The sequence below is a fragment of the Paenibacillus sp. LS-5 genome (assembly GCF_056121505.1).
In genome coordinates, this window is record NZ_JBWAVA010000020.1 from 78808 (window position 1) to 103341 (window position 24534).

Genomic DNA, 24534 nt, shown 5'->3' on the forward strand with positions numbered 1-24534 from the left:
TGGAGGTTTATATTTTTACTATGAAAGTCAAAGCTATGATGAAGCAAAATAACGTGCTGCGTGAGCAGATGACACCGTTCAACCGCTCTTATTATGAAGATATGCTGCTGGGGCTCCGTGCCAGCAAAGTAGACCCGGTCCGCACCGAAGAGCTGCTGCTTGAGGCGGCTGCACTTCTGCTGGAGGGCCAAAGCAAGGGTAAAAACGCCAAACAGATTTTTGGCGATCATCCTGAGGACTACTTCAAAGAGATTACCGGCAAAACTTCTGTCCCCAAGGAACGCAGCAAGCTGAACCACTATCTGATGATTTCCTGCGCTGCACTGACTGGACTATTCAGCGTGTATGCCATTGCAGGTCTGATTCTGTCATGGAGTACCGGGGAACCGGGCATGTTCGGTCAGATCAGTATATTTACCATCCTTACTGTGGGCGCAGGGGCCATCGTCCTTATAGAGATGATCATGAGATGGATGTCCTCCTTGTCCGAGGATGATGCTCCACAGCCCAAGGCATTCGATATCAAGGCACTCGGAATTTATGTAGGTATTGCTATCCTGGTGGTCTTCCTTGGCGTGTTTCTTGACAATCTGTTTCCGGTCATTTCCATCTCTCCTTGGGTAAGTCTGATTCTCGCCGTGACCGGCGGCCTTTCGCTAAAGTATTTCTTTTTCAGATCATAGATGTCAGGATTCTCAGGTCAACTCAAACAGGGGGAAATGTCCATGAAAATGAAAACAATTCTTCTATCTGCCGCTATAGCTGCCATTCTGGGACTGCCGTCCGGGATTAACGGACATGTGCTTGCCAAGAGTTCATCCACCGGAACCGAGGGACTTTCTGCCCCTGGTAGCAAGGTAACCGCGGAGGCGGGCAACAGTCATGCTGAGGCGGTGTACAAGGCGGCTCTGCCCCTGCTGGCCTCTTCCGCCAGATTACCAGAAGCACTACGATTCTTGAACAACAATATATATGCCGTCAGTCCCTATCAGGCAACCGTCTTAATCCTGAAGCTGGAGAATCTCCATAAGGCCACCATGAAGACCTGGGAGAGCAAATTCAGCAGCAGCAGTGTTCAGCGGAAGCTGACCTCAGTCTACAAAGCAGGTATCAGCATGACCAAGCTGGCTGAGATTACGGAGGACGCTTCTCTGCGGGACCTCCTGAAGAGTGCAGGGGAAAGCGGCTATAAGCTGGAGACTGCTGAAGGCTCCTTTTTTCCGGTAATCGATTATGCGGCTTACCGCAAATACAAAGTTTACGTTATGAATGATATCCGTGATTATATTTCCATTATGGCCACCGAAGCAGATCTGCCTTCTTCAAAAGATAACGGACTGGTCATTTCCTGGGGGGATGTTGCCGCCCGGGCGCTGGCCCAGGAGGAATTCATCCAGAGCCATCCCAAATCGAACCGCATTTCGGCAGTGAGGGCCTTATATTCCACCTATGTAATCAATACCTTTTATGGGCAGAATAACACCCCGCTTTTCCACTATGACAATCTGGAGATGGATCTGGAGGCGCAAAAGGCCTACAGCAGTATTCTCAGCAAGAACAACGGCAGCAGCCCTTTTCTACTGAAATTGGAGGGCTTCATGAAGCTCTTGAAGGCGAATGGCTATAAGCTGGATGATGGCATTACCGAATATCTGAAGACAGAGGTTCCCCAGTCGTAAATCCCTAGATTGTAAAAAAGGCCTGCCCCCTAACTTCCTGGGGCGGGCCTTTTCGTCTGTTTTTAATGAAAGATTAGATCAGCATATTAAACAAGTTCGGATCTTTATTAATTTCCAGATAATCCACACCTTTTTGCTGCATCCGTTCAATGAGCGGGGTGTAGTCCTCTTTATGCTGAAGCTCGATTCCGACCAGCGCCGGGCCGTTTTCCTTCTCATTCTTCTTCGTGTATTCGAAACGGGTGATATCATCCCCGGATCCAAGCACCTCAGCGAGGAACTCGCGCAGGGCACCGGCGCGCTGCGGGAAGTTAACCATGAAGTAATGCTTAAGACCTTCATAGATCAGCGAACGTTCCTTGATCTCCTGCATCCGGTCAATGTCATTGTTGCCGCCGCTGATAATGCAGACCACCGTTTTGCCGCGGATCTGGTCACGGTACAGATCAAGTGCCGCGATAGGCAGCGATCCTGCAGGCTCCACAACAATCGCATTCTCATTGTACAGCTCCAGAATGGTCGTACAGGCCTTGCCCTCCGGAACCTTAACCACATCGTCAAGCCGGCGGGAGCAGATATCATATGTCAATCCGCCCACCCGTTTCACGGCAGCTCCATCGACAAATTTATTAATCTCTTCCAGGGTGATCACTTCTCCGCGCTTTAGCGCTTCGCTCATAGAAGCCGCTCCAGAAGGCTCAACACCAATTACTTTTGTAGAAGGGCTCACCGTCTTCACATAGGTGGCCACACCTGCTGCCAGACCGCCGCCGCCAATAGTAACAAACACAAAGTCGGCAGGCTTGTCCAGGCTCTCCATGACCTCCATCGCAATCGTGCCGTTTCCAGCGATAATCCGTGGTTCATCAAAAGGATGAATCAGAGTCATACTATGATCAATGCATGCCTGAAGCGCCTCCTCGTACGCATCATCAAAGGTGTCACCTTTTAGGATGACCTCAACGTACTCGCCGCCGAACTTCCGGACCTGCTTAATCTTTTGATTAGGGGTGGTGCTTGGCATATAAATCTTCCCTTTAATACCCAGAGCCTTGCAGGAATAGGCTACGCCCTGAGCATGGTTCCCTGCACTTGCACAGACAATGCCCTTGGCCCTGTCCTCAGCAGACAAGCTGCGGATCATATTATAGGCCCCCCTGATCTTGAAGGAGCGGACAATCTGCAGATCCTCACGTTTCAAATACACATTACAGCCGTATCTGGCCGACAGCACCGCATCGAGCTGCAAAGGGGTACGGACGATAACCTCCCGAAGCACATGATGTGCACGTACAATATCTTCCATTCCTACGATCCGGTCTTCGCCTTCTCTCATTATTCCTCGCCTCACTGTCTCTAACTAATCAAATTGCTTCTTGTAACATACTCTTCCGGGAACTTTTTTTCAAGCATTGTCCCCTCCCTGGCAATTACGCCTTGAACCTGAATACGCTATTCAGCAGTTTCTCCAGGCTTCCAGTAGCTGTTCGGAGATCCCAGGACTCCAAGCTGTGAATAAATTGTTACGGTGTAAGGTATTTTGCAAAAATAACGTAACTAAACAAGCATTCACCTATGTAAATGCCTGATTAAGAGGCTGATTATTATAAAGAGGGAATTCGAGGCGTTATACTACCGCAGGCATTGTTATAGTATTTAATCAAATTAAAAGCCTGCGGCGTACACGACCTGCTGTTCCATTCGAGCATATTCAAGGATGCTGGTGCAGCTGAGAGAGAATGACTACGAAGGCTGTAGTGCGTAGAGTACTTCCACGCATTGTTTTAGGACGCGGAGTTTGCGGTACGATAGATCTGTGCATGCGTTGGCCATAGCTCTTCAGCTGCCAGCCGGTTTCCTGCTGCACCCGATCTTTTTTTCACTTGGGCGACGTTGCTTCGGGTGTACTGATTGATTAGCTCGTCGAGTACCATCGATTGATGAAGCACGGCTGGATGGTCCAGTTCGTACTGATATTGCAGATTATTCAAATCTTGCCGGGCTTGTTCCAGTACTTTTTTCAAACCATCTTCTTCTCTCACTCTTATCCCTCCTTTTTTAGTATTTTAGAGGGCTATGTCTTTTTTCGGGTGAAAATTTTTTCAGATAATTTTTGTATACAATTGGAAAAAGACCAGCCGAGGACTGGTCCCTTTCCCACTATATTATGAACTCCAGAATAATTACTATAATTTAACCGCCATGAGGTTCATAAAGAATACCAAAAGAATGACCTGACGCTGCAGAAATTGGAGTTGCCAGCACCAGAGCAAAACTAACTACGACCAACAGGAATGCCAATTTTCTTTTCATGTTCTTCTTCCTCCTCTTGTAATAGATTTTGATATTTATTTTGTATTTCGTGGGATGCCAGGATTCTATATTTCTCAAATAATCTCACACAAGCGAGAATACGGGTTTCATTGTTGATCAAAGATGAGGTGGACAGACTTGCCAATAAGTAGTCAAATCCCTTCTGGTACAACTCTTTCCTCAAATAATACTGGGCAACCCCATACAGAAAACGGGCGTGCTGCTCAGAAACAACTTGCTTCGTATATACACCCACAGCACCTTGATGTTTGATCTGCATGTAGCTTTTGATTTCGGAATCAAAATAATCTAGGATGTTATCCACATTGAGATCGAACAGGTTGGCAGCAGTTGTTATGTTTAACAATCCGACCAGAAGCTCATCTTTGTTCTGTTCGATATATTCTACATAATCGGCAAGCATACTCTCATCGCCATTCATCAGCTTGGATACGCACGTATTGGCCTGTGCCCAACCTTTATAAAGTTTCAGCCAGTGCAACGTATCCTCATCGGTTTCCTTGACCCAGCTCAAATCTTGATAGGCGTATGTGAATTGCATCTCTTGCTCATAATCGCCCCTGGCATTACAGACATTTCCTTGAAGCAGATAAGAGAAGGCCAAGTATACAAACATAGGTTTCTTCGGCTTTTTACGTTGTTCATGTCTTGCTTTCGCCGGTTGAAGAGGAGTAAAGAGCTGAATATGGGCCAAGCGCTCCATTTCCTGAGCGATCCGCTCCACTTTGTCCCAACGCCTCAGTGAACGGTACGTATTCGCCAGGTCTCTTAACGCATCAAGCTGATCTATCTCGTCAAGTCTGTCCACAAAAGGCTCAAACTGAAGCGCACTTTGAAGATTGTCCTCCTGATCATCACTTAGCCGAAGCGTAAACAAGCGATATTGGCAAAAAGCCAGCCGTTCGGAATGTTGCCTCCTCTCACTGAGGGCAACACTCTCATAGAGAAGAGCTGCCGCAGCATGCCTTCCCTCGGAGAAGAACTCCTCCGCTGTCTCAAACAGCAAGGGAGAATACGTCAGATTATCCAAAAGCAGCGGCAGGATTCTCTTGATGCAATTCAGCTTGTCCAGCTCCGCACAGCGGTACAGAAAGGGTCTGACTCTGCGCCAGTTCGGTACGGCTTCAACCATACATTCCTGAATATACTGCTCGTAAAAGTGTCCTTTGGGCAAGCCTAGGACAGCAGTCATCCGGTCCAGCTGATCCACGCCCATAATCCGGTTACCCTTCATAATAGAGCTCACGGTACCTGCATTAAGCCCCGCAAGCTTTCCCAACTGGCTGAAGCTCAGCGCTTCACGTTCGATAAAACTCTCCAGCTCGGTGCGAATCGTGGTTGCATGGTTCAAACAAACCACCCCTTAGAAACGCTTCACAATGGCGAAATTCCCCGCTGCAACATCGCTAACATTTGATAATATTTTCTAATATATTGCAAATATAACCATGTTTTTTAACCCCGTCAATTCTTTTTTTTGCATTCTACTTTTTTCTGCAGCATGTTATATAATACGCCCTTTTTCGCGTAAAATTATGACATATAAAAACAAAAAAATCACAGCCATATCCGGCTGTGATTCGTATTACAGTATCCATCCTTGTTCATCCTTACTGCTTCAGCATCCACTTCAGCAGATCAGGTACACTCGCCCATAGACGGGAGTGCATGATGACATATTCAATCGCTTCATTGGAATCGCCCATTCCGACAAAATCAGGGAGGTTATGCGGCAGCCGCTTCACACCCAGCAGGTAATCAGGCACATGTTTGTTCACACCCCGTGCCACGCGGTACAGCATTTTGAGCTGGGAGGTGATTCCGTTCTTCTTGTATTCCAGAATGATGCGGTCATAGGCAAAAGCGGCAGCGGCATCATCCTTGCCGTACTTCTCCAGCACCTGCTCCGCCTGCTTCAATTGGTTGCTGTATAGGTATACCGCTGCAAGCAGGTAGCGCGCTCCGGTATTATCTTCCGTATTGAGCTCCAGAATATGCTCGAGGATTTGTGCAGCTTCTTTGGCATTTCCGCCAAACCAGCAGGACTCGGCGTAGCTTTTACAAATCCGGATATATGGACGGGTCTCATGAAGCCCCCAGAAATATCCTTTATTCTTCTCAAAAAACAGTTCACCCAGCTCTCGTTCCCCTGCAGCGATCCCCGCCTTGAGGTGAGCCCGTGCTTCATGCTCATTCTCCGATTCCTCCGCCAGGATCAGATAAGCGTCCGAGCTGTCGGGATACATCTCAAGCGCTGTCTGCGCCAGCTGTATTCTCCGTTTGGACGAGGTCGCCTCCATAGCTTTGTACAGCAGGGCCTGCGCTTTATCCTTAGGTGTGCCCGGGCCATTCAATGCCAAAAGCTCATCTGCCTCACCGCCCATGCCATACTCCTCGATGTAGTTAAGCATTTCTTTGATCTTGCGTGAGATTGTAGCCGTTGTGACCTCATATTTGACCGCGAGATCCGCCTGTGAAATATTGAACCCGTATTCCTCAGACAGCAGATATTCGATCGCTGCACAGAAGGAGCCTGTCTTCTTCACAGCAGGTTTGGTCTGGCGGGAATAGCCGTTCCACAGAACCAGTGCTTCAAAAATCAGCTCCCGCTCGTATTGATTTCTCATGCTCTCGATAAGCTGCAAAGCCAGCTGTTCGTGAGCCGGATGCTCCCAGTTCAGCTCACGTGTCACCATCTTCTTCAGCTTCGTCAAGGTAAGCTTGTTCTCCGGCTGAATCGCGGTTTCCTGGACCGACTCTTCCATTACAGGCGGAGTGGTATCAGCATCCTGCGCAGCCGCTTCTTCTCTAGTCACCAGCCGAAGTATGGATTCTACCGCAGAGGATTCCTTATCCAGGCAGCATCTTTTATATTTTTTCCCGCTTCCGCACGGGCATAGCTCATTTCTTCCAACCTTACTCAAAAGTAATTCCCCCTTAAATCTGTAACTAACCATTCGCATAGCATATTGCTGCTTTTGCACTACAGGTATCATTTCCCGGCACGAGGCAATCTATATGACTTGTATTTCTGATGATCAGGCAGAAACGGCTACCCCGTCCTTACATAAGGACGGGGCCGTTCTGTAAGAAATATAATTTTAAAAAAGGCCTTTCCTGAAAGGAAAGACCCTTTATCTGTATATATCCGCACATTTTTCCCCCGTACGAGTTGTATTATAGCACTTCTTCTACTACTTGTCAGTCCTTTTTTGGGACTAATAGCGCAAAAGGTTGCTCTAATACAGTTCTTTGTCCTCAGACCAATGCCTTCATCGCGATGTCGGTGCGGCTGTGCATTCCTTGAAATGAAATCTTTGAGGCGCTGGCATATGCTGCAGTACGCGCTTCAGCTATACTCGCTCCCAAGCCAACCACCCCCAGCACCCGCCCGCCATTGGTTACCCATGTCCCATCTTCCGTGCGCGCAGTTCCGGCATGAAAAACCAGCTCATTCGAGCGGCTCTCCAGTCCTGAGATCGGCACACCCTTAGGATAAGGACCCGGATATCCTTCAGAAGCCAGGACTACGCACACTGCAGCTTCTTCACTCCATTCAATCTCGACATCCGCAAGTCTTCCCTCGGTTACAGCAAGGAAAATCTCCAGCAGATCACTCTTCAACCTCGGAAGCACAACCTGTGTCTCTGGATCGCCAAAGCGTGCATTGAATTCAATCGTCTTCGGTCTGCCATCCGGTGAGATCATCAGACCGGCGAACAAGACACCGCTGAATGGACGGCCTTCCGCTACCATTGCCCGTGCAGTCGGCTTGATAATCGTCTCTACGGCTTCCTGAATAATTGCTTCGTCAATATGAGGAAGAGGTGAATAGGTGCCCATTCCGCCTGTATTGGGACCTTTGTCGCCGTCAAAAACAGGCTTGTGGTCCTGTGCAGCGGCCATCGGGCGCACGGTTTCTCCATCCACAAAAGCAAGAATCGACATTTCCTGCCCGGCCAAAAACTCCTCAATGACCACATGTGCACCAGCTTCTCCAAACACCTTAGTCACCATGATATCCCGTAAGGCTAGCTCCGCTTCCTCGTGTGAATAGGCTACAGTTACGCCTTTACCAGCCGCAAGCCCGTCAGCCTTAATAACGATTGGCAAGCCCTGGCTGCGTAAGTAGGCGAGTGCTGCCTCATACTCACTGAACTTCTCATAAGCTGCGGTAGGAATGCTGTATTTATGCAGCAGGTCCTTCATAAAGGTCTTGCTGCCTTCAATTTCAGCTGCATTCTTGCGCGGGCCGAATACCGGAATATCTTGCGCTTCAAATGCATCGACAATGCCTGCGGCAAGCGGGTCATCCGGTCCGATAACAACATAGTCAATGTTATTGTCTTTGGCAAAAGCGGTCAGCTTATCGAACTCGAAGACATTGATCGGCACACATTCCGCAAGCTGCGCAATCCCGGCATTGCCGGGTGCGCAGTAGATTTTACCGGCTTTGGCGCTGCGGGATAAGCTCCAGATGATTGCATGCTCCCGGCCACCCCCGCCCACTACTAAGATATCCATATGAAATGAGTCCTCCCAGCGTTCTAGTGTTTGAAATGGCGAACGCCTGTGAAGACCATGGCAATACCATATTCATTTGCAACTTTAATGGACTCCTCGTCCTTGATGGAACCGCCTGGTTGGATGACTGCGGTTATCCCTGCTTTTGCTGCCATTTCAAGCGTATCACCCATGGGGAAAAAAGCGTCGGATGCGAGTATGGAGCCCTTGGCCTTCTCACCAGCTTGCTCAATAGCAATCTTCGCTGCACCCACACGGTTCATCTGACCTGCGCCAACGCCGACTGTCATATCGTCTGCCGCCAGCACGATAGCGTTAGACTTCACATGCTTAACGACCTTCCAGCCGAACAGCAGCTGCTTCAATTCTTCCTCTGTTGGCTTGCGGGTAGTCACTACCTGCAGCTCCTCAGGATTGACGGAATGCACATCGCTCTCCTGAACGACCATACCGCCTTCAATAGAGGTCACCACAAAGCTAGATTTCCGTGCAGCAGCCGTGCTGAGATTACCCAGTTTGAGCAGCCGGATATTCTTTTTCTTGGTGAGAATTTCGAGGGCTTCGTCCGTAAAGCCTGGAGCCAGCACGATTTCCAGAAAAATATCCTTAAGCATATTGGCCGTATCGGCGTCGATAATCCGGTTCGCGGCTACAATCCCGCCAAAGATCGAGGTAGGATCGGCATTGTAGGCTTTTTGATAAGCTTCATATACGCTCGCCCCTACGCCTACACCACAAGGATTCATGTGCTTAACTGCCACAACTGCAGGCTCTTCGAACTCCTTCACAATCTGCAGAGCCGCATTGGCATCATTGATATTGTTATAGGAGAGCTCTTTGCCATGTAGTTGCTCGGCAGCCGTTAGTGTATCCTGAGCAGCCAGAGGTTTGCGGTAGAACGCAGCTTTCTGATGCGGATTCTCCCCGTAACGCAGATCCTGGATCTTTTCGTAAGTTACCGTATAGCGCTCCGGCAGCGGTTCACCGGTCACATTCGCCAAATAATCGGATATCAGGGCATCGTAAGCCGCCGTATGGCGGAACACTTTTGCCGCAAGACGTTTGCGGGTCTCCAGAGTCGTATCTCCGCCTGCTCGTACTTCTTCAAGCACAGTAGCATAATCGGCCGCATCCACTACCACACTGACAAAAGCGTGGTTCTTCGCTGCCGAACGCAGCATCGTCGGTCCGCCGATATCGATGTTCTCGATCGCTTCCTCATAGGACACATCCGGTTTGGCAATCGTCTCTGCAAACGGATAGAGATTTACCACGACCAGATCGATGTAGTCCAGACCCAACTCCTGCATTTGCCGCGTATGCTCCTCGTTGTCACGAACCGCCAACAGGCCGCTGTGTACAGCCGGATGCAGTGTTTTCACGCGTCCGTCCATAATTTCAGGGAACCCCGTGACATCGGAAATGCCGATGACCGGTACGCCTTCTTTAGCCAAAAGGGTGCTCGTGCCTCCTGTGGAGATAATTTCTACGCCCAATGCAGACAACTCGCGGCAAAAATCCACGATGCCCTGTTTGTCCGATACGCTGACCAGCGCTCTTTTGATACTCACTTTGAATAGTCCTCCTCCGGATGATGCTGAATTTAGTTACAGGTCAATCGGTACTGAAGCACTGCTATATGAAAATGACTTTATCAAAATTCCATGTCTGGCAAAAATCCGCGTTATTCGCCTTCATCCTCTGTGCAATTAAGAACAAAATCCCCCTACATCCGGGCAATTACTCACTGCCCATGCAATATTTCCCGAGAAATATCAGAACAAGTCGGGCTTGTCTGAGCAAGTCGACTTATGTGTGTATGACTGATGATGACGGAAGAATCCTCAAGTAAGTTGAACATTTCTCAGGAACATTTTATGCTAATTATTGAGGCTTTGAGGCTTCGTTTGAACTTACTATGACTGTTAAGCTGTTATTCGCGGATAAGGGTTTGTCTGCCGTCCAGCGAAACCTTCCCCTCAGCCAGTGCACATACAACCTCGGGATACAGCTCGTATTCGATCTTATGGATCCTTTCAGCAAGCGATTCCGGAGTATCTCCTGGTTCCACAGCCACACTGCGCTGGGCGATAACCGGACCGGTATCCATCCCTCCGTCGACAAAATGAACTGTCACTCCCGTCAGCTTGACGCCGTAATCCAGCGCCTGGCCAATTGCATCTTTCCCGGCAAAGGCCGGCAGAAGCGAAGGATGAATGTTAATAATCCGTCCTGCATAAGGTTCAAGCAGAACCGGCGTAATCAGACGCATATATCCGGCCAACACGACAAGCCCGATGTCCCGGCGCTGCAACTCCGCCACAATCTCGGCCTCATATAGTTCCCGGCTCGCAAAATCCTTCGGCCGCAGCAGGAGGGCGGGAATGCCCGCCGCTTCTGCACGCTGTGCTACACGCGCTTCCGGCCTGTCAGACACCAGCAGCTCAATGCGTCCTCCGCCAAGCAGCCCTGCCCGTTCCGCTTCTGCCAACGCGGCAAAATTGCTGCCCTGCCCAGAAGCAAAGACCGCGATCCGGCTCCACTGCATCAGACTTCAGCTCCCGTAAAGGTAACGATACGTTCCCCTTCCGTTACTGTGCCAATCCGGTAAGCTTCTTCCCCGGCAGCCTTCAGCAGTTCCAGTGCACGCTCTCCATCGGTTTCAGCTACAACGATCACCAGACCTACCCCCATATTAAAGGTGGTGAACATATCACGGTTGCTCACATTGCCCTTCTTCTGCAGCAAATCGAAGATCGGCAATATCGGCCACGAGCCGTAGTTGATCTCCACATTCACACCGTCCGGCAATACGCGCGGAATATTCTCAATGAACCCGCCTCCGGTTATATGCGCCATGCCCTTGACCGTGAGCTGCTCCAGCAGTCCCAGCAGCGGCTTCACGTAGATCTTGGTAGGTGCCAGCAGCACATCTACCAGCGGAGCGCCCAGCTCTGGAACCACAGCGTTCAATTCATAACCGTCTTCTTCCAGCAAAAGCTTGCGCACCAGCGAGAACCCGTTACTGTGCACACCGCTGGAAGCCAGACCAATGACTGTATCTCCAGGCGCAATGTCGGCACCTGTTACCAGCTTGGCCTTATCAGCTACACCCACCGTGAATCCAGCGATATCATATTCACCCGCCGAATACATACCCGGCATCTCCGCAGTCTCGCCGCCGATCAGCGCGCAGCCTGCCTGATGGCAGCCTTCGGCAATCCCGGCAACAATCGCTTCAATCTTCTCTGGCACCACCTTGTCGCAAGCCAGATAATCGAGGAAGAACAGCGGCTCTGCACCCTGTACGACGATATCATTCACACACATGGCTACGGCATCGATGCCAATCGTGTCGTGGCGGTCGGCCGCGAAAGCGATTTTGAGCTTCGTGCCTACACCATCGGTTCCCGATACCAGCACCGGCTCATCATACTTGTCTTTATTGAGACCGAAGAGCGCGCCGAAGCCACCCAGCTCCGTCATAACTTCCGGACGATAAGTGCGCTTCACATGCTTTTTCATGCGTTCTACCGCTTCATTGCCAGCCGCAATATCCACTCCGGCGTTTTTATAAGCTTCCGACACTTTTGGACACCTCATTTGAATTAGTTTAGAGCGCGTATTCGGGGCGGTAGGGATTTGAATCTGGGGTGGTTATAATCGTGCTTACAAGGAATGTTTGGACTTCCGGTCGCTGTTATGTTTAGATTTCCTTGATTTGAACCGCTGTCCGCGGTAGAAATCCAAACATAAAGGCGAACGCTTCGCTCCTCCAGTTCCAAACTTCCTCTCCATCACTCCAACCACCGGGTTCAAGCCCAGCCGCAAGCCGAAGAATCGCGCCTTGCACAGGGGCAGTCAGTCGGCGCTTCTGGCGAAGCCAAGCGCCTCCTTTAGCGAGAGCTCCCCGCTTTTGCGAAGCAAACAGGACGGGGGCGGGGGCTCCTTGGCCCGGCGAGGCAGCATGCCGCCAGGGTGCGTTGCGCCGTTAAGCGTGTCCGCAGGACAAAGCGGGCACACGAACCTACCCCCTCTTAGAAAGTTAAAAGCAAACTCCTACCGCCAAACTTTCGGGTGGCCGGAGGGCAGCGCCCTTCGGAATCCCCCTTTGCAAGGGGGACTTAGGGGGATGTCTAACAGCTGCATCCGTCCTTCTCTTCCCCGCCGAAATCCACCTGCGTCGGGTAATCATTATCGAAGCAGGACAGACACAGGCCGCCTTTATAATCCCCGCTGTTGTACCCGCCGATGGACTGAATCAGGCCTTCCGGGGAGAGAAACGCCAGGGAATCGGCATTGATCTCTTCGCACATTTCAGCAATCGTCTTGTAAGAGGCGATCAGCTCGCGGCGGTCTGGTGTGTCGATGCCATAGAAGCACGGATTCTTGAACGGCGGTGAAGTGATCCGCACATGGACTTCGGTGGCTCCGGCTTCGCGAAGGAGATTGACAATCCGGCGCGAGGTTGTGCCGCGCACGATGGAATCGTCGATCATAACTACGCGCTGGCCTTCAACGACGCGGCGGACCGCGCTCAGCTTCATCTTCACGCCCTGTTCACGGAGTTCCTGGCTGGGCTGGATGAAGGTCCGGCCCGTGTATTTGTTCTTAATGAGGCCAAGTTCATAGGGAATACCTGTCTGCTCGGCATAGCCAATGGCCGCTGAGATACTGGAGTCTGGTACACCGGTTACGATATCTGCATCCACGAACGCTTCGAGGGCCATCCGGCTGCCCATCCGCTTGCGGGCGGAGTGGAGGTTGGAGCCATTCAGATCACTGTCGGGACGGGCGAAATAAATATATTCCATGGCACACAGCGCCTTGCGCTGAGGCTCAGCGAAACGGTCTTCCTTGAAGCCATCCTGATCAAGTACCAGCAATTCACCTGGCTCAATGTCGCGGACAAACTGGGCACCGATGACTTCCAGCGCGCAGGATTCCGAAGCAAAGACATAGGCTTCACCTACACGTCCCATCACCAGCGGACGAAGACCGTGCGTGTCAGAGGCTACGATCAGTTTGTCGTTTGTCATGAGCAGGAAAGCGAATCCCCCCACAAGCTGCTTAAGTGCATCTTTGGTAGCTTCGACAAAATCCTTCTGTGACCGCGCAATCAGATGCGCCAGTACTTCTGTGTCACTTGTGGTCTGGAATATCGATCCGCCCTGCTCCAGCTGCTTGCGGATCAGCGGCTCATTAACGATGTTCCCGTTGGTGGCGATTGCCAGATCCCCATCACGGTATTTGAAGACCAGTGGCTGCGCATTGGTCAGCCGGCTGTCACCGCTGGTGGAATAGCGCACATGGCCAATGGACATATTGCCGATCAGCGAAGCGATTTTATCCTTATCGAACACTTCTTTGACCAGTCCCATACCGCGGTGATAGTTGAAGTCGCGTCCGTCTGCCACGCAAATGCCCGCGCTCTCTTCTCCCCGGTGCTGCAAGGCATGCAGGCCGTAATATGACATGGAGGAAGCCTCCGGGTGTCCGAAGACACCGAAGACACCACATTCTTCTTTTAGCGTGTCAAAAATATCTCCCGAGCCCGTTCCTTCGTTGTAAAAGTCGCCGGTCCACAGGATAGGAGTCTCCTGCTTGTTCCCGGTCTTTATTTCATAAGACATGGAATAGCATCCTCCCAAGTGGTTTTTAATGCTGCTACCGCCTCATCCAGCACGGATGCGCCGTCGAGGGAGACGCGCAGTTTGTCGCCACCAACGGTTCCGATAATTTCTACCGGAACGCCATAGGCAGCTACTGCTGCTTTCAGCTCCTCTGCACGGCCAGGTGCCGATGTCAGGATAATACGGGACTGACTCTCGCTGAACAGTGCCACATCCGGACGCAGTCCGCCAGCAGACAGTTCCACATTCGCACCGACCGAGCCGCTGATGCAGCTCTCTGCCAATGCTACAGCCAAGCCGCCTTCCGAGAGGTCATGCGCTGAGCGGACCAAACCGCTGCGAATGGTGCCGAGTACAGCATCCAACAGCTTCTGCTCTGTAGCCAGATCCAGCTCTGGCGGACGGCCTTCAGTCACACCATGCACCGCATATTGGAATTCACTGCCGCCCAGCTCTGCTTTGGTGACTCCGAGCAGGAGAATAGCATCGCCTTCCTGCTTGAAGGCCTGAGTCGTAATATGATCGGTATCTTCAACCAGACCAACCATACCCACAACTGGTGTCGGGTAGATGGCGCCGGATGCATTTTCGTTGTATAGACTGACATTTCCGCCGATAACCGGCGTATCCAGCACTCGGCAGGCTTCAGCCATACCCTCTACCGCCTGTTCCATCTGCCAGAAAATCTCCGGCTTTTCCGGACTGCCGAAGTTCAGGTTGTCCGTAATCGCCAGCGGCTTGGCCCCGGAACAAACAATGTTACGCGCCGCTTCACTTACCGCAATGCGTCCGCCCACTTCAGGGTCCAGATAAACATAACGACCGTTACAGTCCGTAGTCATAGCCAACCCTTTGCGTGTACCGTGGATGGTCACCACCGCCGCATCGGAGCCGGGACGAACCGCAGTGCTGGTTCGTACCATATAATCGTACTGGTTGTATACCCAGGCTTTGCTTGCTACAGTTGGTGAAGCCAATACGGTACGCAGGGCGCCGCCGAGATCAGTTACCTCATCATAGCGCAGCGTATCAACCAAGGCGTTCTCCTCATAGTACGCAGGAACTGCAGAAGGCTTGTTATAGATCGGACATTCATCTACAAGTGCTGTTACGGGCATATCGCCAACAACCTCACCGTGATGGAACAGCTTCAGGCGGCCATCATCCGTTACCTTGCCCACTTTGCGGCAAATGACACCCCAGCGGTCAAAAATCTCCTGGGCCTGAGCTTCATCCTTAGGCTCTACCACAAACAGCATCCGTTCTTGTGATTCGGAGAGCATCATTTCGTAAGGGGTCATGCCTTCTTCACGCTGTGGCACCTGGTCCAGATAGAGTTCAAGGCCATTGCCCGCTTTACTTGCCATTTCAGCACTGGAACAGGTCAGTCCGGCTGCACCCATATCCTGAATCCCTAGCACGATACCGCTGTCGATCAGCTCCAGGCAGGATTCCATGACCAGCTTTTCCATAAACGGATCGCCGACCTGTACTGCAGTCTTCTTGGCTTCCGATTCTTCGCTCAGCTCGACAGAGGCAAAAGTTGCTCCGTGAATCCCGTCGCGTCCGGTAGGCGGACCCACGTAGAACACAGGATTACCTACACCTTTAGCGACACCGCGCTGGATTTTATCATGATCAATGAGTCCGACACACATGGCATTGACCAGCGGATTGCCGTCATAGCTGTTGTCGAACATAATTTCGCCGCCCACAGTAGGTATCCCGATACAGTTGCCGTAGCCTGCGATACCGGATACCACATGCTCGAACAAATATTTAACACGGTCGCTTTCAAGCTTCCCGAAACGCAGCGAATTCAGCAGCGCCACCGGTCTTGCACCCATGGAGAAAATATCGCGGATAATCCCGCCCACCCCGGTTGCCGCACCTTGATAAGGTTCAACTGCCGACGGATGGTTATGACTTTCGATTTTGAATACCACTGCCTGGTTGTCCCCGATGTCTACGATCCCGGCGCCTTCACCCGGTCCCATCAGCACGCGTGGTCCGCTTGTAGGAAAACGGCCCAGCAGCGGCTTAGAATTCTTGTACGCGCAGTGCTCAGACCACATTACGCTGAATACACCGATTTCCGTATAGTTTGGCTTGCGTCCCATGAAAGAAGTGATGAGCTCATATTCGCTGTCCGACACACCGAATTGACTGTAAATTTTCTGCTCCGCGATTTGCTCTGCGGTCGGCTCCTTAACGGATACTTGCTGCGTCATAACGATCCCTCCATGTCTTAAGAATGGATGTGAACATCCGTTTGCCGTCTTCTGAACCTAGCAGGCTGTTCGCCGCGCGTTCCGGGTGAGGCATCATGCCAACCACGTTGCCCTGCACATTGCAAATCCCCGCAATATGTTCCACAGAACCGTTAGGGTTATCGCTATATGTGAATACGATCTGATTGTTAGCTTTTAGTCCAGCCAAAGTCTCTTCATCACAGTAGTAATTGCCTTCACCATGCGCGATCGGAATAACGATTTCTTCATCCTTTGCATAGTCAATTGTAAATGGGGTAGTGTTATTAACCACCTTAAGCACCGAATCATGACAGCGGAACTTCATCGACATGTTGCGGCGGAGTGCCCCAGGCAGTAAGCCTGCTTCGGTCAAAATTTGGAACCCGTTGCAGATGCCCAGTACGTATTTGCCCTGTTCTACCGCTTTGGCCACTTCGGCCATTACCGGAGCAAACCGGGAAATCGCACCGCAGCGCAGATAATCACCATACGAAAAACCGCCAGGTACGATAATGCAGTCATAAGCCGACAGATCCGTCGCCGTATGCCACACATAATCCACAGGTTCACCAAGGCTGTCTTCTACTGCTTTGTAGCAGTCAATGTCACAATTGGAGCCCGGAAAGACAAGTACAGCAAATTTCATGACTTTTAGTCCTCCAATTCGTAGCGGTAATCCTCGATCACCGTGTTGGCCAGCAGTTTTTCGCACATTTCCTTAAGGCGTCCTTCCGCTTCAGCGCGGTTGTCTGTATCCAGGGTCAGTTCCATATACTTACCGATTCGCAAGCTCTCCACTTCCTGAAAACCTACGGAATGCAGCGCCCCTTGCACGGCTACACCTTGGGGATCGAGCACACTTTTCTTGATGGTGACATAGACTGTCGCTTTTAACATACGCTTGTAGTTCCTCCTAAAATTTAATGAGCCTGACTTGGCATGAACATAACTACTTGCAATCTATAAAGACTTGCCGGTGAGGCGATGATAAATATCCAGATAACGGCGTGTAGTTTCTTCTACAACTTCAACAGGCAGCGGGTCTGGCGTACTGTTCTTGTCCCAGGAGGATGCGGACAAATAGGTCCGGACCGGTTCCTTATCCATACTGTCGATCTCAATATCCAGTGCGTAGTTATCCTTGGCCCAGAAGCGCGAGGCATCCGGTGTAAAAATCTCATCGATCAGAATTACCTTGCCGTCCAGCAGACCGAATTCAAATTTGCAATCCGCGAGGATGATGCCGCGCTCTTCACAGTATTCTCTGGCAAAAGAGAACAGCTTCAGGCTCTTTTCCTTCAGCTCCAGGGTCAGCTCTTCACCAATCAGCTCCTGCATGGTCTCAAAAGGGATGTCCTCATCATGACCGACATCATTTTTGGCGGCAGGGGTGAAAATCGGCTGGGTCAGCACCGCATTTTTGCGCAAGTCTGCGGGGAGCTCAATTCCGTTGACCTTGCCGGTCTCCTGATATTGCCGCCATCCGCCGCCGGTGATGCAGCCGCGCACGACGCATTCAATGTCAATGCGCTCTGCTTTGCGGACGACCATAATACGGTTTCTGAGCGCCTCCCGGTCTTTCGCGATCTCTCCGAGCTGGTCCACATCGATATGCACGACATGATTCTCTATCAGTTCCTTGGTTAAGCCGAACCAGAAGGCACTGAGCCGGTTGAGCACATTGCCTTTCTCCGGCACCGCCGGTTCAAGTACATAGTCAAACGCGGATATCCGGTCTGTGACGACGACCAGCATTTCTTCCCCCAGATCGTATAACTCGCGGACCTTTCCTTTGTAGAGCAGCGGTGCATTTATGAGATCCACAGCCGTGGATACGGCAGGGTATGCCATGACCTTTCCTCCCTTGAACTAATGATCTTGCGTATATACTTGAGCTAAAAGAGCTTGGGCATTGCTTATTCTCCGCTTCGCTGGTGAATTTGAACTGAAATGCTAGTTAATCGGTAACACTACGAGGGATTTTGGACTTCCGATCGCTGTTATCCTCAGATTTCCTGATTTGAACCGCTACTCGCGGTAGAAATCCGAGGATAAAGGCGAACGCTGACGCTTCTTCCAGTTCCAAAATCCCTCTCCGTTCCATATTAACTGGCCTATTCGATTCAATTCTGTCGCTGCCGCTCCTGAACAGCAGTTCCCCACCGCTCCGCTCGTATTATTCTCCAGCTCCTCAGTTCACCACTAACTTACCTTTATTAAATAAGCTCCAGCTTGCGGAAGATGGTGTCCACATGCTTAAGGTGCCAGGAAGGGTTAAAGGCGTCCTCGATCTCTTCCGGACTGAGCACGGCTGTGATCTCCGGTGTGGCTTCAACGATATCACGGAACTGGGTCTGCTCCTCCCAGGCCTGCATCGCACGCGGCTGTACGGTATCGTAAGCCTGCTCACGGCTGAAGCCTTTGTCGATCAGCTTGGTCAGAATACGGCCGGAGAACGGTACGCCGAACGTACGGTTCATGTTGCGCTTCATATTTTCCGGGAATACGGTCAGGTTCTTCACAATATTGCCGAAACGGTTCAACATATAGTTCAGCAGCATAGTGGCATCCGGAAGGATGATCCGCTCCACGGAGCTGTGCGAAATATCGCGTTCATGCCACAGCGGCACGTTCTCGTAAGCAGTCATCATGTGGCCGCGAATGACACGCGACAATCCCGAGATGTTCTCGCAGCCGATAGGATTGCGTTTGTGCGGCATTGCTGAGGAACCTTTTTGGCCTTTGGCAAAAGCTTCTTCCACCTCGCGGATTTCGCTCTTTTGCAGCGCACGGATTTCGGTTGCGAATTTGTCCAGAGACGTGGCGACGAGTGCTAGAGCAGCCATATATTCGGCGTGACGGTCACGCTGCAGTGTTTGTGTAGAAATAGGCGCCGGGCTGGTTCCCAGCTTGCGGCAAACGAACTCTTCGACGAACGGGTCAATATTAGCGTAGGTACCAACAGCACCAGAGATTTTACCGAACTGCACTCCATTCGCCGCATGGCGGAATCGCTCCAGGTTACGCTTCATTTCCTCGTACCATAGCGCCATCTTGAGACCAAAAGTAGTAGGCTCGGCATGTACGCCATGCGTTCTTCCCATCATCGGGGTGTCCTTGTAAGCCAGAGCTTTGTCTTTGAGAATTTCAATAAAATTAATAATGTCCTTCTCCAGAATCTCGTTAGCCTGGCGCAGCAGGTAGCCGAGGGCCGTATCAACAACGTCAGTAGAAGTAAGTCCGTAATGCACCCATTTACGCTCTGCACCCAGGCTCTCGGATACTGCACGGGTAAAAGCAATCACGTCATGGCGTGTTTCCAGTTCAATTTCATTAATGCGATCGATGTCGAATTTGGCATCCTTCCGCAGCTTTGCGGCATCTTCATGTGGGATCACTCCCAGCTCGGCCCACGCCTCGCAGGCGCAAATCTCCACTTCCAGCCACGCGTTGAATTTATTTTCTTCGGTCCAAATGGCCCGCATCTCAGGTCTGCTGTAACGTTCGATCATATCTGTTCAGTTCCTCCAAAGGTTAGTTTGCTCTACCCAGGACAGCCCGTCGCCGGTATCCTTGCAGAGCAGGTTGATATGGCCCATTTTGCGGCCGGTTTTGCTCTCAGTCTTGCCATATATATGAAGCTTAGGTGCTATTCCAAGCCGGTTTGCTTCCTCATTCACCGTGCTGAATGCCTGAATGGCCCCTTCCAGATGCTGGCCGAGCACGTTCACCATGACCACTGGGGTCAGCAGGGAGGTGTCGCCAAGCGGCAGATTACAGATGGCTCGCACATGCTGCTCAAACTGCGAGGTCACGCAGGCGTCCATCGTATAGTGCCCGGAATTATGCGGGCGCGGCGCCAGCTCATTTACGAACAGTTCACCATCTTCAGTAACAAACATTTCCACGGCCAGCAATCCAACCGCGTTCATCCCGGTAACAATCTGCTCCGCCAGCTCACAGGCCCGCCGCTGAATCTCCACCGGCACCCTTGCTGGCACGATGGACAAATGCAGAATGTTGTTCACGTGGATGTTCTCTGCCGGCGGGAAGCTCTTGACTTCACCGGAGGCGCTACGGGCGGCAACCACAGAAATTTCGCATTTGAAGGCGACAAATTTCTCCAGAACCAGCTCTGGTTCGGCCTCCTCTGCTGCCTTGCCTGGCGCTACCTGCCGGAAGGCGGTTTCCAGCTCTTCCGGCTGACGGATGACGGCTTGTCCCTTGCCGTCATACCCCCCTGTGGCTGTTTTCAGCACACAGGGCAAGCCCAGCTCGGCAGCCGCGGCTGTAAGCTCCGCCAGGCTGCCGACCTTGCGGTACGGGGCAACGCGCACGCCCGCTGCCTCGATGGCGGCTTTCTCGCGCAGCCGGTGCTGCGTCGTATACAGCAGCTCGCTGCCCTGCGGCACGTACGACTCAGCCGTCAACAGCGCGGCCACGCCCGCGTCAACGTTCTCGAATTCGTACGTGATGACGTCTGCGCGCTGCGCCAGCTGACGCGCCGCGTCCCGGTCATTGTACGCCGCCGTAATCTGCGGCGTTACCTGCCCGCAGGGCGCATCCGGCGCAGGGTCCAGCGCCACGAAACGGTAACCCATGGCGCTGCCGGCCAGCGCCATCATACGTCCAAGCTGTCCGCCGCCAAGCACCCCGATGGTTGCCCCCGGCAGCAGCGTACGGGGTAAGCCCGTGCCCGTAGCCTGCACGGCCATGTCTCCCGAAGCCGCAGCCACCGGATTAGGAATCTCCTTATCCTCTGCCTTCAGCTGTTCCCGGCTCCCTTGACCCGTTATGCCAGAGCCTTGCACCTTCAGCTCCTCTGGCCTCATAGGCTCTCGCTGCTTTCCAGCACTTCGCGCTCAATGGCATTGCGCCGCTGCTGTGCCCGGCTCTGCACCTCAGGATCGAACGCGCCGATGATCTGCGCCGCAAGCAGCCCCGCATTGATGGCGCCGGCTCGGCCAATCGCTACTGTGGCCACTGGAATGCCACCCGGCATCTGCACGATAGAGAGCAGTGAATCCAGGCCGTTCAGCGCCTTGGACTGCACAGGAACACCGATAACAGGCAGCATCGTCTTCGCTGCCACCATACCAGGCAGATGTGCAGCACCACCAGCCCCAGCGATGATCACCCGCAGGCCGCGGCCCGCCGCCTCTTCAGCGTAGCGGAACATTAGATCTGGTGTGCGGTGTGCTGAGATCACTTTTTTCTCATACGCTACACCCAGCTCCTCAAGCACAATACAAGCCTGCTCCATCGTTTCCCAATCTGATTTGCTGCCCATGATGACACCAACCTGCACAGACATGATTCAACCTACCTTCCACTCCCGATTTAGAGACTCATGTTGCTATAAGTTTGTCCTGTTTCCATTCAGTTTTCCATAAATCCGAAAAAAAAAGCCCGGATTCCAGACGCATTTTGATGCGGGTGGACCCAGACTACTGCAGGAATTAGGATTACCGCATCGGTATTATCGCTGCAGCGGCATCTAACAAAGACAAGCGTACAGCTCGCTGCCCCGGATCCGGGGCGGTGCTGACGGCCGTTCAAGTCATCCTATTCCCTCGTAGTCCGGCAATTTACGGTTACCGGGTAGAAACTTCCGGGCCCTATCCCCGGTTTTATACGAGCTCTTCATAGGTTCATCTTAACAATGGCCTACACTTCATGTCAACTTAAACACGAACATTGTCATATAAAGGAGTTAAATTGTTCGCTTTTGAGCACATTTGAATTCTCTTGCATGCAAGGTATCTAACTTCCTATAAGAAAAAAAGGGGAACGCATCGGCGCTCCTCCAGGCAAATATATTATTTAACTACCAGTACAGGAATCCGCGCGCTCTGAACCACATTGTGGCTCACACTGCCTAGAACGAATTCACGAATTCCGCCAAGCCCGCGGCTGCCGATTACAATTACATCCACATCATGCGTCTTAGCATAACTTAATATCACTTCAGCAGGAGAACCCTGCAGCAACTCAACCGTTGCATTCAATCCTTCCGCCTCCAGGCGGCCCTTCACTTCATCGGTAGTCTGTTCCGCCAAATCATAATAATCCTTGTTCACTGAAGCTGGCAGAGGCGCGAGAGCTTCCCCGATGAAAAACCGCGGGAATTCGAAAGCGTGTACGACGTAAAGGGATGAGCCCGGAGTTACCTTAGCCAGTTCGATCGCGCGCTCCAGCGCCTGATTGGAAGCCTTGGAACCATCATAGGCCAGCAAAATTTTCGAGAATAACATGTACGCCACCTCTTCTTCTGTTTTATCTATCCCAAAAAGTAACCATATAGCAAGATATTCAGCAGCAGCAAGAGCGGAATTCCAATCCTGAAGGAAGTATGCCTGGTTTTGTGACGTTTACGGTACATGGCAATAAGAACACCCAGCGCTCCGCCCATGAATGCCAGCAGAAACAATGTTTTTTCCGGCACTCGGTCCCGCCTTTTACGGGCTCTGTTCTTGTCCTCGGACATGACCACATATCCTATAATATTAATGAGTGCGAACCATAGCAGTACAACCTGGACCATCCTTTCAAGCCCCTCCTCCACACATCCTATCTACTATATATTATATTACCCTTTTGGACAAAAAACCAATAACCCTTACATCAGCTGCCAAGTTTCTGCCCGTATCCTCGCTGCTGGCCACCGGCTCCGCCTGTTTCCCTGATCCACACCCAGGATAGCAAAGCAGCAAGTACCGCCGCGATCCCTCCCAGCCAAAATCCACCCTTCAATCCATACGCTGAACTCATCCATCCCGCCACAAAAGGCCCACCCGACATGCCGATCGCGTACACCGCCTGGTAGAACCCCATGGCCGTCGCACGTTTGAACGGAGCCACCCCCGAGACTGATTTGCCCAGCAGTAATGGGAAAATCAATCCCTGCATAACCCCATTACCCACCTGGGTCGCACACAGGGCTGCAAGTGTCGGCATGGATGGAATCAGCAGAGTGAACACTGCACTTCCGGCAAAACCAAGCAACAGCGTCCCCCGGTCTCCCAGCAGCCTGCCGAACCAGCGGGAACCATATAACGTCGCAGCTGCATGAGGCAGCATGAATGCCAGCGTAAGCCAGCCCAGGCTTTCCTTGCTCGCTCCAATGGCGAGGGCCTGATTCGGAGTATATCCGAACATCGTAATGAACAGCACACAATGCGCCAGTACCGATAATAGTGAAACTTTAACCAACAGCGGTTCCTTGATCACTTCTGCAAGATCTTTGATCTTGATTGTATTTTCGCGTTTGTCCTGCTGCTGTTCCGGTAACCGGAGCGTTAATATCAGTGCAGCTGCTGCGACCAGCCCCCCTATAATAAATGGAGCATTCCAGCCCCAATGCTCTGTTATATATCCACTGATCATCATACTCGCCAGTTGGGCAATCACCGTGGTGAACTGCAGCATGCCCATGGCTTTTCCAGCTTGCTCCTTCGGAAAATATCCGGCGAACATCACCGAGTAGACAACCCAAGCCGATGCTGCAATTCCTGATACCGCACGTGCGGCCAAGGCCCAGCCGGGACTTGCACCTGCGAGGAACAGCAAACAGCTGGAGCCGCTGGCGATCAGTCCAAGGTAGATAAACGGCCTGCGCCGGTTTAGAATATCTGAACCAATACCGATCGGTAACCGGAATAGAATCTGCATCAGCCCGTATACTCCAAGCACCGCTCCAACCATAATATAGGAAGCGCCCAAATGCTCCACATACGGCGAGAGCACCGGTACATAGATATAAGAAGAGAACCAGAACATAAATACAATTGTTAAAAAGAACAAACGGCTGCCACCCCAGCTCGCCTGTATTTCCACCGCTTGTTTTGCATCCATTACCTCCTGTTTCGCTGCCACACCATATCACCTACTCTTTTCTATTTTCCCGAAGACGCTATCTGTATCGCTTCGACTTCAAGTAAAACACATCTTGTAGGTATTGGACAGTCCAGAATTCCCTTGAGCTGACAATCAGGAACATCCCTTTTTCAACAGAGAAGGCCGATCCTATTTATCTCCACAAAAACCAGCTAATACTTGTCAAGGATTTTGTATTGGAGATTAACGTCCATCTTGATATACTATTTTTAAGCA

22 protein-coding genes and 1 riboswitch are annotated in these 24534 nt (G+C 51.6%); of the genes, 2 read left to right on the top strand and 20 right to left on the bottom strand.

Annotated features, from left to right (window positions below; genetic code table 11):
• Positions 1-20 precede the first annotated feature (20 nt).
• Together AC0MA3_RS22860 and AC0MA3_RS22865 are read left to right on the top strand one after the other, a co-directional pair.
• Complete coding sequence (locus tag AC0MA3_RS22860; protein WP_474657928.1) at positions 21-683, top strand: DUF1129 family protein; 663 nt, start codon at positions 21-23, stop codon at positions 681-683.
• Positions 684-725: 42 nt separating this feature from the next.
• Positions 726-1679 carry a hypothetical protein gene (locus AC0MA3_RS22865; RefSeq protein ID WP_474657929.1) on the top strand — a complete coding sequence of 318 codons (954 nt, stop codon included), beginning with the start codon at positions 726-728 and terminating at the stop codon, positions 1677-1679.
• Positions 1680-1752: 73 nt separating this feature from the next.
• On the opposite strand, the gene ilvA is transcribed toward AC0MA3_RS22865, so the two are convergent.
• From ilvA to AC0MA3_RS22965, 20 genes are all read right to left on the bottom strand, one after another.
• The gene (gene ilvA, locus AC0MA3_RS22870; protein ID WP_474657930.1) at positions 1753-3015 is read right to left on the bottom strand and encodes a threonine ammonia-lyase IlvA; all 1263 of its coding nucleotides are present in this window, start codon (positions 3013-3015) and stop codon (positions 1753-1755) included.
• Positions 3016-3463: 448 nt separating this feature from the next.
• On the bottom strand, positions 3464-3721 hold the full coding sequence (locus AC0MA3_RS22875) for an aspartyl-phosphate phosphatase Spo0E family protein (protein ID WP_474657931.1): 258 nt from the start codon (positions 3719-3721) through the stop codon (positions 3464-3466).
• A 233-nt stretch (positions 3722-3954) separates the two neighbouring features.
• Positions 3955-5364, bottom strand: coding sequence for a transcriptional regulator (locus tag AC0MA3_RS22880; RefSeq protein ID WP_474657932.1), 1410 nt, complete (start codon positions 5362-5364; stop codon positions 3955-3957).
• Between the two features lie 259 nt (positions 5365-5623).
• The gene (locus AC0MA3_RS22885; RefSeq protein WP_474657933.1) at positions 5624-6937 is read right to left on the bottom strand and encodes an SEC-C metal-binding domain-containing protein; all 1314 of its coding nucleotides are present in this window, start codon (positions 6935-6937) and stop codon (positions 5624-5626) included.
• 334 nt (positions 6938-7271) lie between these two features.
• The gene (gene purD, locus AC0MA3_RS22890) at positions 7272-8537 is read right to left on the bottom strand and encodes a phosphoribosylamine--glycine ligase (protein ID WP_474657934.1); all 1266 of its coding nucleotides are present in this window, start codon (positions 8535-8537) and stop codon (positions 7272-7274) included.
• 23 nt (positions 8538-8560) lie between these two features.
• A complete protein-coding gene (purH, locus tag AC0MA3_RS22895) occupies positions 8561-10108 on the bottom strand; it encodes a bifunctional phosphoribosylaminoimidazolecarboxamide formyltransferase/IMP cyclohydrolase (protein ID WP_474657935.1) in 1548 nt (515 codons plus the stop codon).
• 362 nt (positions 10109-10470) lie between these two features.
• Positions 10471-11085 (bottom strand): phosphoribosylglycinamide formyltransferase, encoded by a 615-nt coding sequence (purN, locus tag AC0MA3_RS22900; protein WP_474657936.1) that lies wholly within the window; start codon positions 11083-11085, stop codon positions 10471-10473.
• The gene (purM, locus tag AC0MA3_RS22905) at positions 11085-12125 is read right to left on the bottom strand and encodes a phosphoribosylformylglycinamidine cyclo-ligase (RefSeq protein ID WP_474657937.1); all 1041 of its coding nucleotides are present in this window, start codon (positions 12123-12125) and stop codon (positions 11085-11087) included. The genes purN and purM overlap by 1 nt, the downstream gene beginning before the upstream one ends.
• A 273-nt stretch (positions 12126-12398) precedes the next feature.
• Positions 12399-12560, bottom strand: a complete 162-nt coding sequence (locus tag AC0MA3_RS22910; RefSeq protein WP_474657938.1) for a hypothetical protein — start codon at positions 12558-12560, stop codon at positions 12399-12401.
• A 113-nt stretch (positions 12561-12673) separates the two neighbouring features.
• On the bottom strand, positions 12674-14170 hold the full coding sequence (purF, locus tag AC0MA3_RS22915; protein WP_379163315.1) for an amidophosphoribosyltransferase: 1497 nt from the start codon (positions 14168-14170) through the stop codon (positions 12674-12676).
• Positions 14155-16401, bottom strand: coding sequence for a phosphoribosylformylglycinamidine synthase subunit PurL (gene purL, locus AC0MA3_RS22920; RefSeq protein ID WP_474657939.1), 2247 nt, complete (start codon positions 16399-16401; stop codon positions 14155-14157). The genes purF and purL overlap by 16 nt, the downstream gene beginning before the upstream one ends.
• Positions 16379-17068, bottom strand: a complete 690-nt coding sequence (gene purQ, locus AC0MA3_RS22925) for a phosphoribosylformylglycinamidine synthase subunit PurQ (RefSeq protein ID WP_379163321.1) — start codon at positions 17066-17068, stop codon at positions 16379-16381. Before purQ ends, purL begins: the two co-directional genes overlap by 23 nt.
• A gap of 5 nt (positions 17069-17073) precedes the next feature.
• Entirely contained in the window at positions 17074-17319 is a 246-nt protein-coding gene (gene purS / locus AC0MA3_RS22930) for a phosphoribosylformylglycinamidine synthase subunit PurS (protein ID WP_019913657.1), read from the bottom strand.
• Between the two features lie 63 nt (positions 17320-17382).
• Positions 17383-18273, bottom strand: a complete 891-nt coding sequence (locus AC0MA3_RS22935; protein WP_474657940.1) for a phosphoribosylaminoimidazolesuccinocarboxamide synthase — start codon at positions 18271-18273, stop codon at positions 17383-17385.
• A 365-nt stretch (positions 18274-18638) separates the two neighbouring features.
• The gene (purB, locus tag AC0MA3_RS22940) at positions 18639-19934 is read right to left on the bottom strand and encodes an adenylosuccinate lyase (RefSeq protein WP_474657941.1); all 1296 of its coding nucleotides are present in this window, start codon (positions 19932-19934) and stop codon (positions 18639-18641) included.
• Between the two features lie 6 nt (positions 19935-19940).
• Positions 19941-21137 carry a 5-(carboxyamino)imidazole ribonucleotide synthase gene (gene purK / locus AC0MA3_RS22945; protein WP_474657944.1) on the bottom strand — a complete coding sequence of 399 codons (1197 nt, stop codon included), beginning with the start codon at positions 21135-21137 and terminating at the stop codon, positions 19941-19943.
• Positions 21138-21250: 113 nt separating this feature from the next.
• Positions 21251-21736 carry a 5-(carboxyamino)imidazole ribonucleotide mutase gene (gene purE / locus AC0MA3_RS22950; RefSeq protein ID WP_379163330.1) on the bottom strand — a complete coding sequence of 162 codons (486 nt, stop codon included), beginning with the start codon at positions 21734-21736 and terminating at the stop codon, positions 21251-21253.
• A 242-nt stretch (positions 21737-21978) separates the two neighbouring features.
• Positions 21979-22080: riboswitch (purine riboswitch) on the bottom strand.
• Between the two features lie 161 nt (positions 22081-22241).
• On the bottom strand, positions 22242-22676 hold the full coding sequence (locus AC0MA3_RS22955) for a universal stress protein (RefSeq protein ID WP_379163333.1): 435 nt from the start codon (positions 22674-22676) through the stop codon (positions 22242-22244).
• Positions 22677-22702: 26 nt separating this feature from the next.
• Positions 22703-22966, bottom strand: coding sequence for a DUF1294 domain-containing protein (locus AC0MA3_RS22960; RefSeq protein WP_074102819.1), 264 nt, complete (start codon positions 22964-22966; stop codon positions 22703-22705).
• Between the two features lie 80 nt (positions 22967-23046).
• Positions 23047-24276, bottom strand: a complete 1230-nt coding sequence (locus AC0MA3_RS22965) for an MFS transporter (protein WP_474657942.1) — start codon at positions 24274-24276, stop codon at positions 23047-23049.
• Positions 24277-24534 lie beyond the last annotated feature (258 nt).

What these genes read in the sequence shown, in the direction of transcription:
- AC0MA3_RS22860 (WP_474657928.1), top strand. Translation starts at nt 21, where the DNA reads ATGAAAGTCAAAGCTATGATGAAGCAAAATAACGTGCTGCGTGAGCAG.
- AC0MA3_RS22865 (WP_474657929.1), top strand. Translation starts at nt 726, where the DNA reads ATGAAAATGAAAACAATTCTTCTATCTGCCGCTATAGCTGCCATTCTG.
- ilvA (WP_474657930.1), bottom strand. Translation starts at nt 3,015, where the DNA reads ATGAGAGAAGGCGAAGACCGGATCGTAGGAATGGAAGATATTGTACGT.
- purD (WP_474657934.1), bottom strand. Translation starts at nt 8,537, where the DNA reads ATGGATATCTTAGTAGTGGGCGGGGGTGGCCGGGAGCATGCAATCATC.
- purN (WP_474657936.1), bottom strand. Translation starts at nt 11,085, where the DNA reads ATGCAGTGGAGCCGGATCGCGGTCTTTGCTTCTGGGCAGGGCAGCAAT.
- purF (WP_379163315.1), bottom strand. Translation starts at nt 14,170, where the DNA reads ATGTCTTATGAAATAAAGACCGGGAACAAGCAGGAGACTCCTATCCTG.
- purL (WP_474657939.1), bottom strand. Translation starts at nt 16,401, where the DNA reads ATGACGCAGCAAGTATCCGTTAAGGAGCCGACCGCAGAGCAAATCGCG.
- purQ (WP_379163321.1), bottom strand. Translation starts at nt 17,068, where the DNA reads ATGAAATTTGCTGTACTTGTCTTTCCGGGCTCCAATTGTGACATTGAC.
- purS (WP_019913657.1), bottom strand. Translation starts at nt 17,319, where the DNA reads ATGTTAAAAGCGACAGTCTATGTCACCATCAAGAAAAGTGTGCTCGAT.
- AC0MA3_RS22935 (WP_474657940.1), bottom strand. Translation starts at nt 18,273, where the DNA reads ATGGCATACCCTGCCGTATCCACGGCTGTGGATCTCATAAATGCACCG.
- purB (WP_474657941.1), bottom strand. Translation starts at nt 19,934, where the DNA reads ATGATCGAACGTTACAGCAGACCTGAGATGCGGGCCATTTGGACCGAA.
- purK (WP_474657944.1), bottom strand. Translation starts at nt 21,137, where the DNA reads ATGGCCGTGCAGGCTACGGGCACGGGCTTACCCCGTACGCTGCTGCCG.
- purE (WP_379163330.1), bottom strand. Translation starts at nt 21,736, where the DNA reads ATGTCTGTGCAGGTTGGTGTCATCATGGGCAGCAAATCAGATTGGGAA.
- AC0MA3_RS22955 (WP_379163333.1), bottom strand. Translation starts at nt 22,676, where the DNA reads ATGTTATTCTCGAAAATTTTGCTGGCCTATGATGGTTCCAAGGCTTCC.
- AC0MA3_RS22960 (WP_074102819.1), bottom strand. Translation starts at nt 22,966, where the DNA reads ATGGTCCAGGTTGTACTGCTATGGTTCGCACTCATTAATATTATAGGA.
- AC0MA3_RS22965 (WP_474657942.1), bottom strand. Translation starts at nt 24,276, where the DNA reads ATGGATGCAAAACAAGCGGTGGAAATACAGGCGAGCTGGGGTGGCAGC.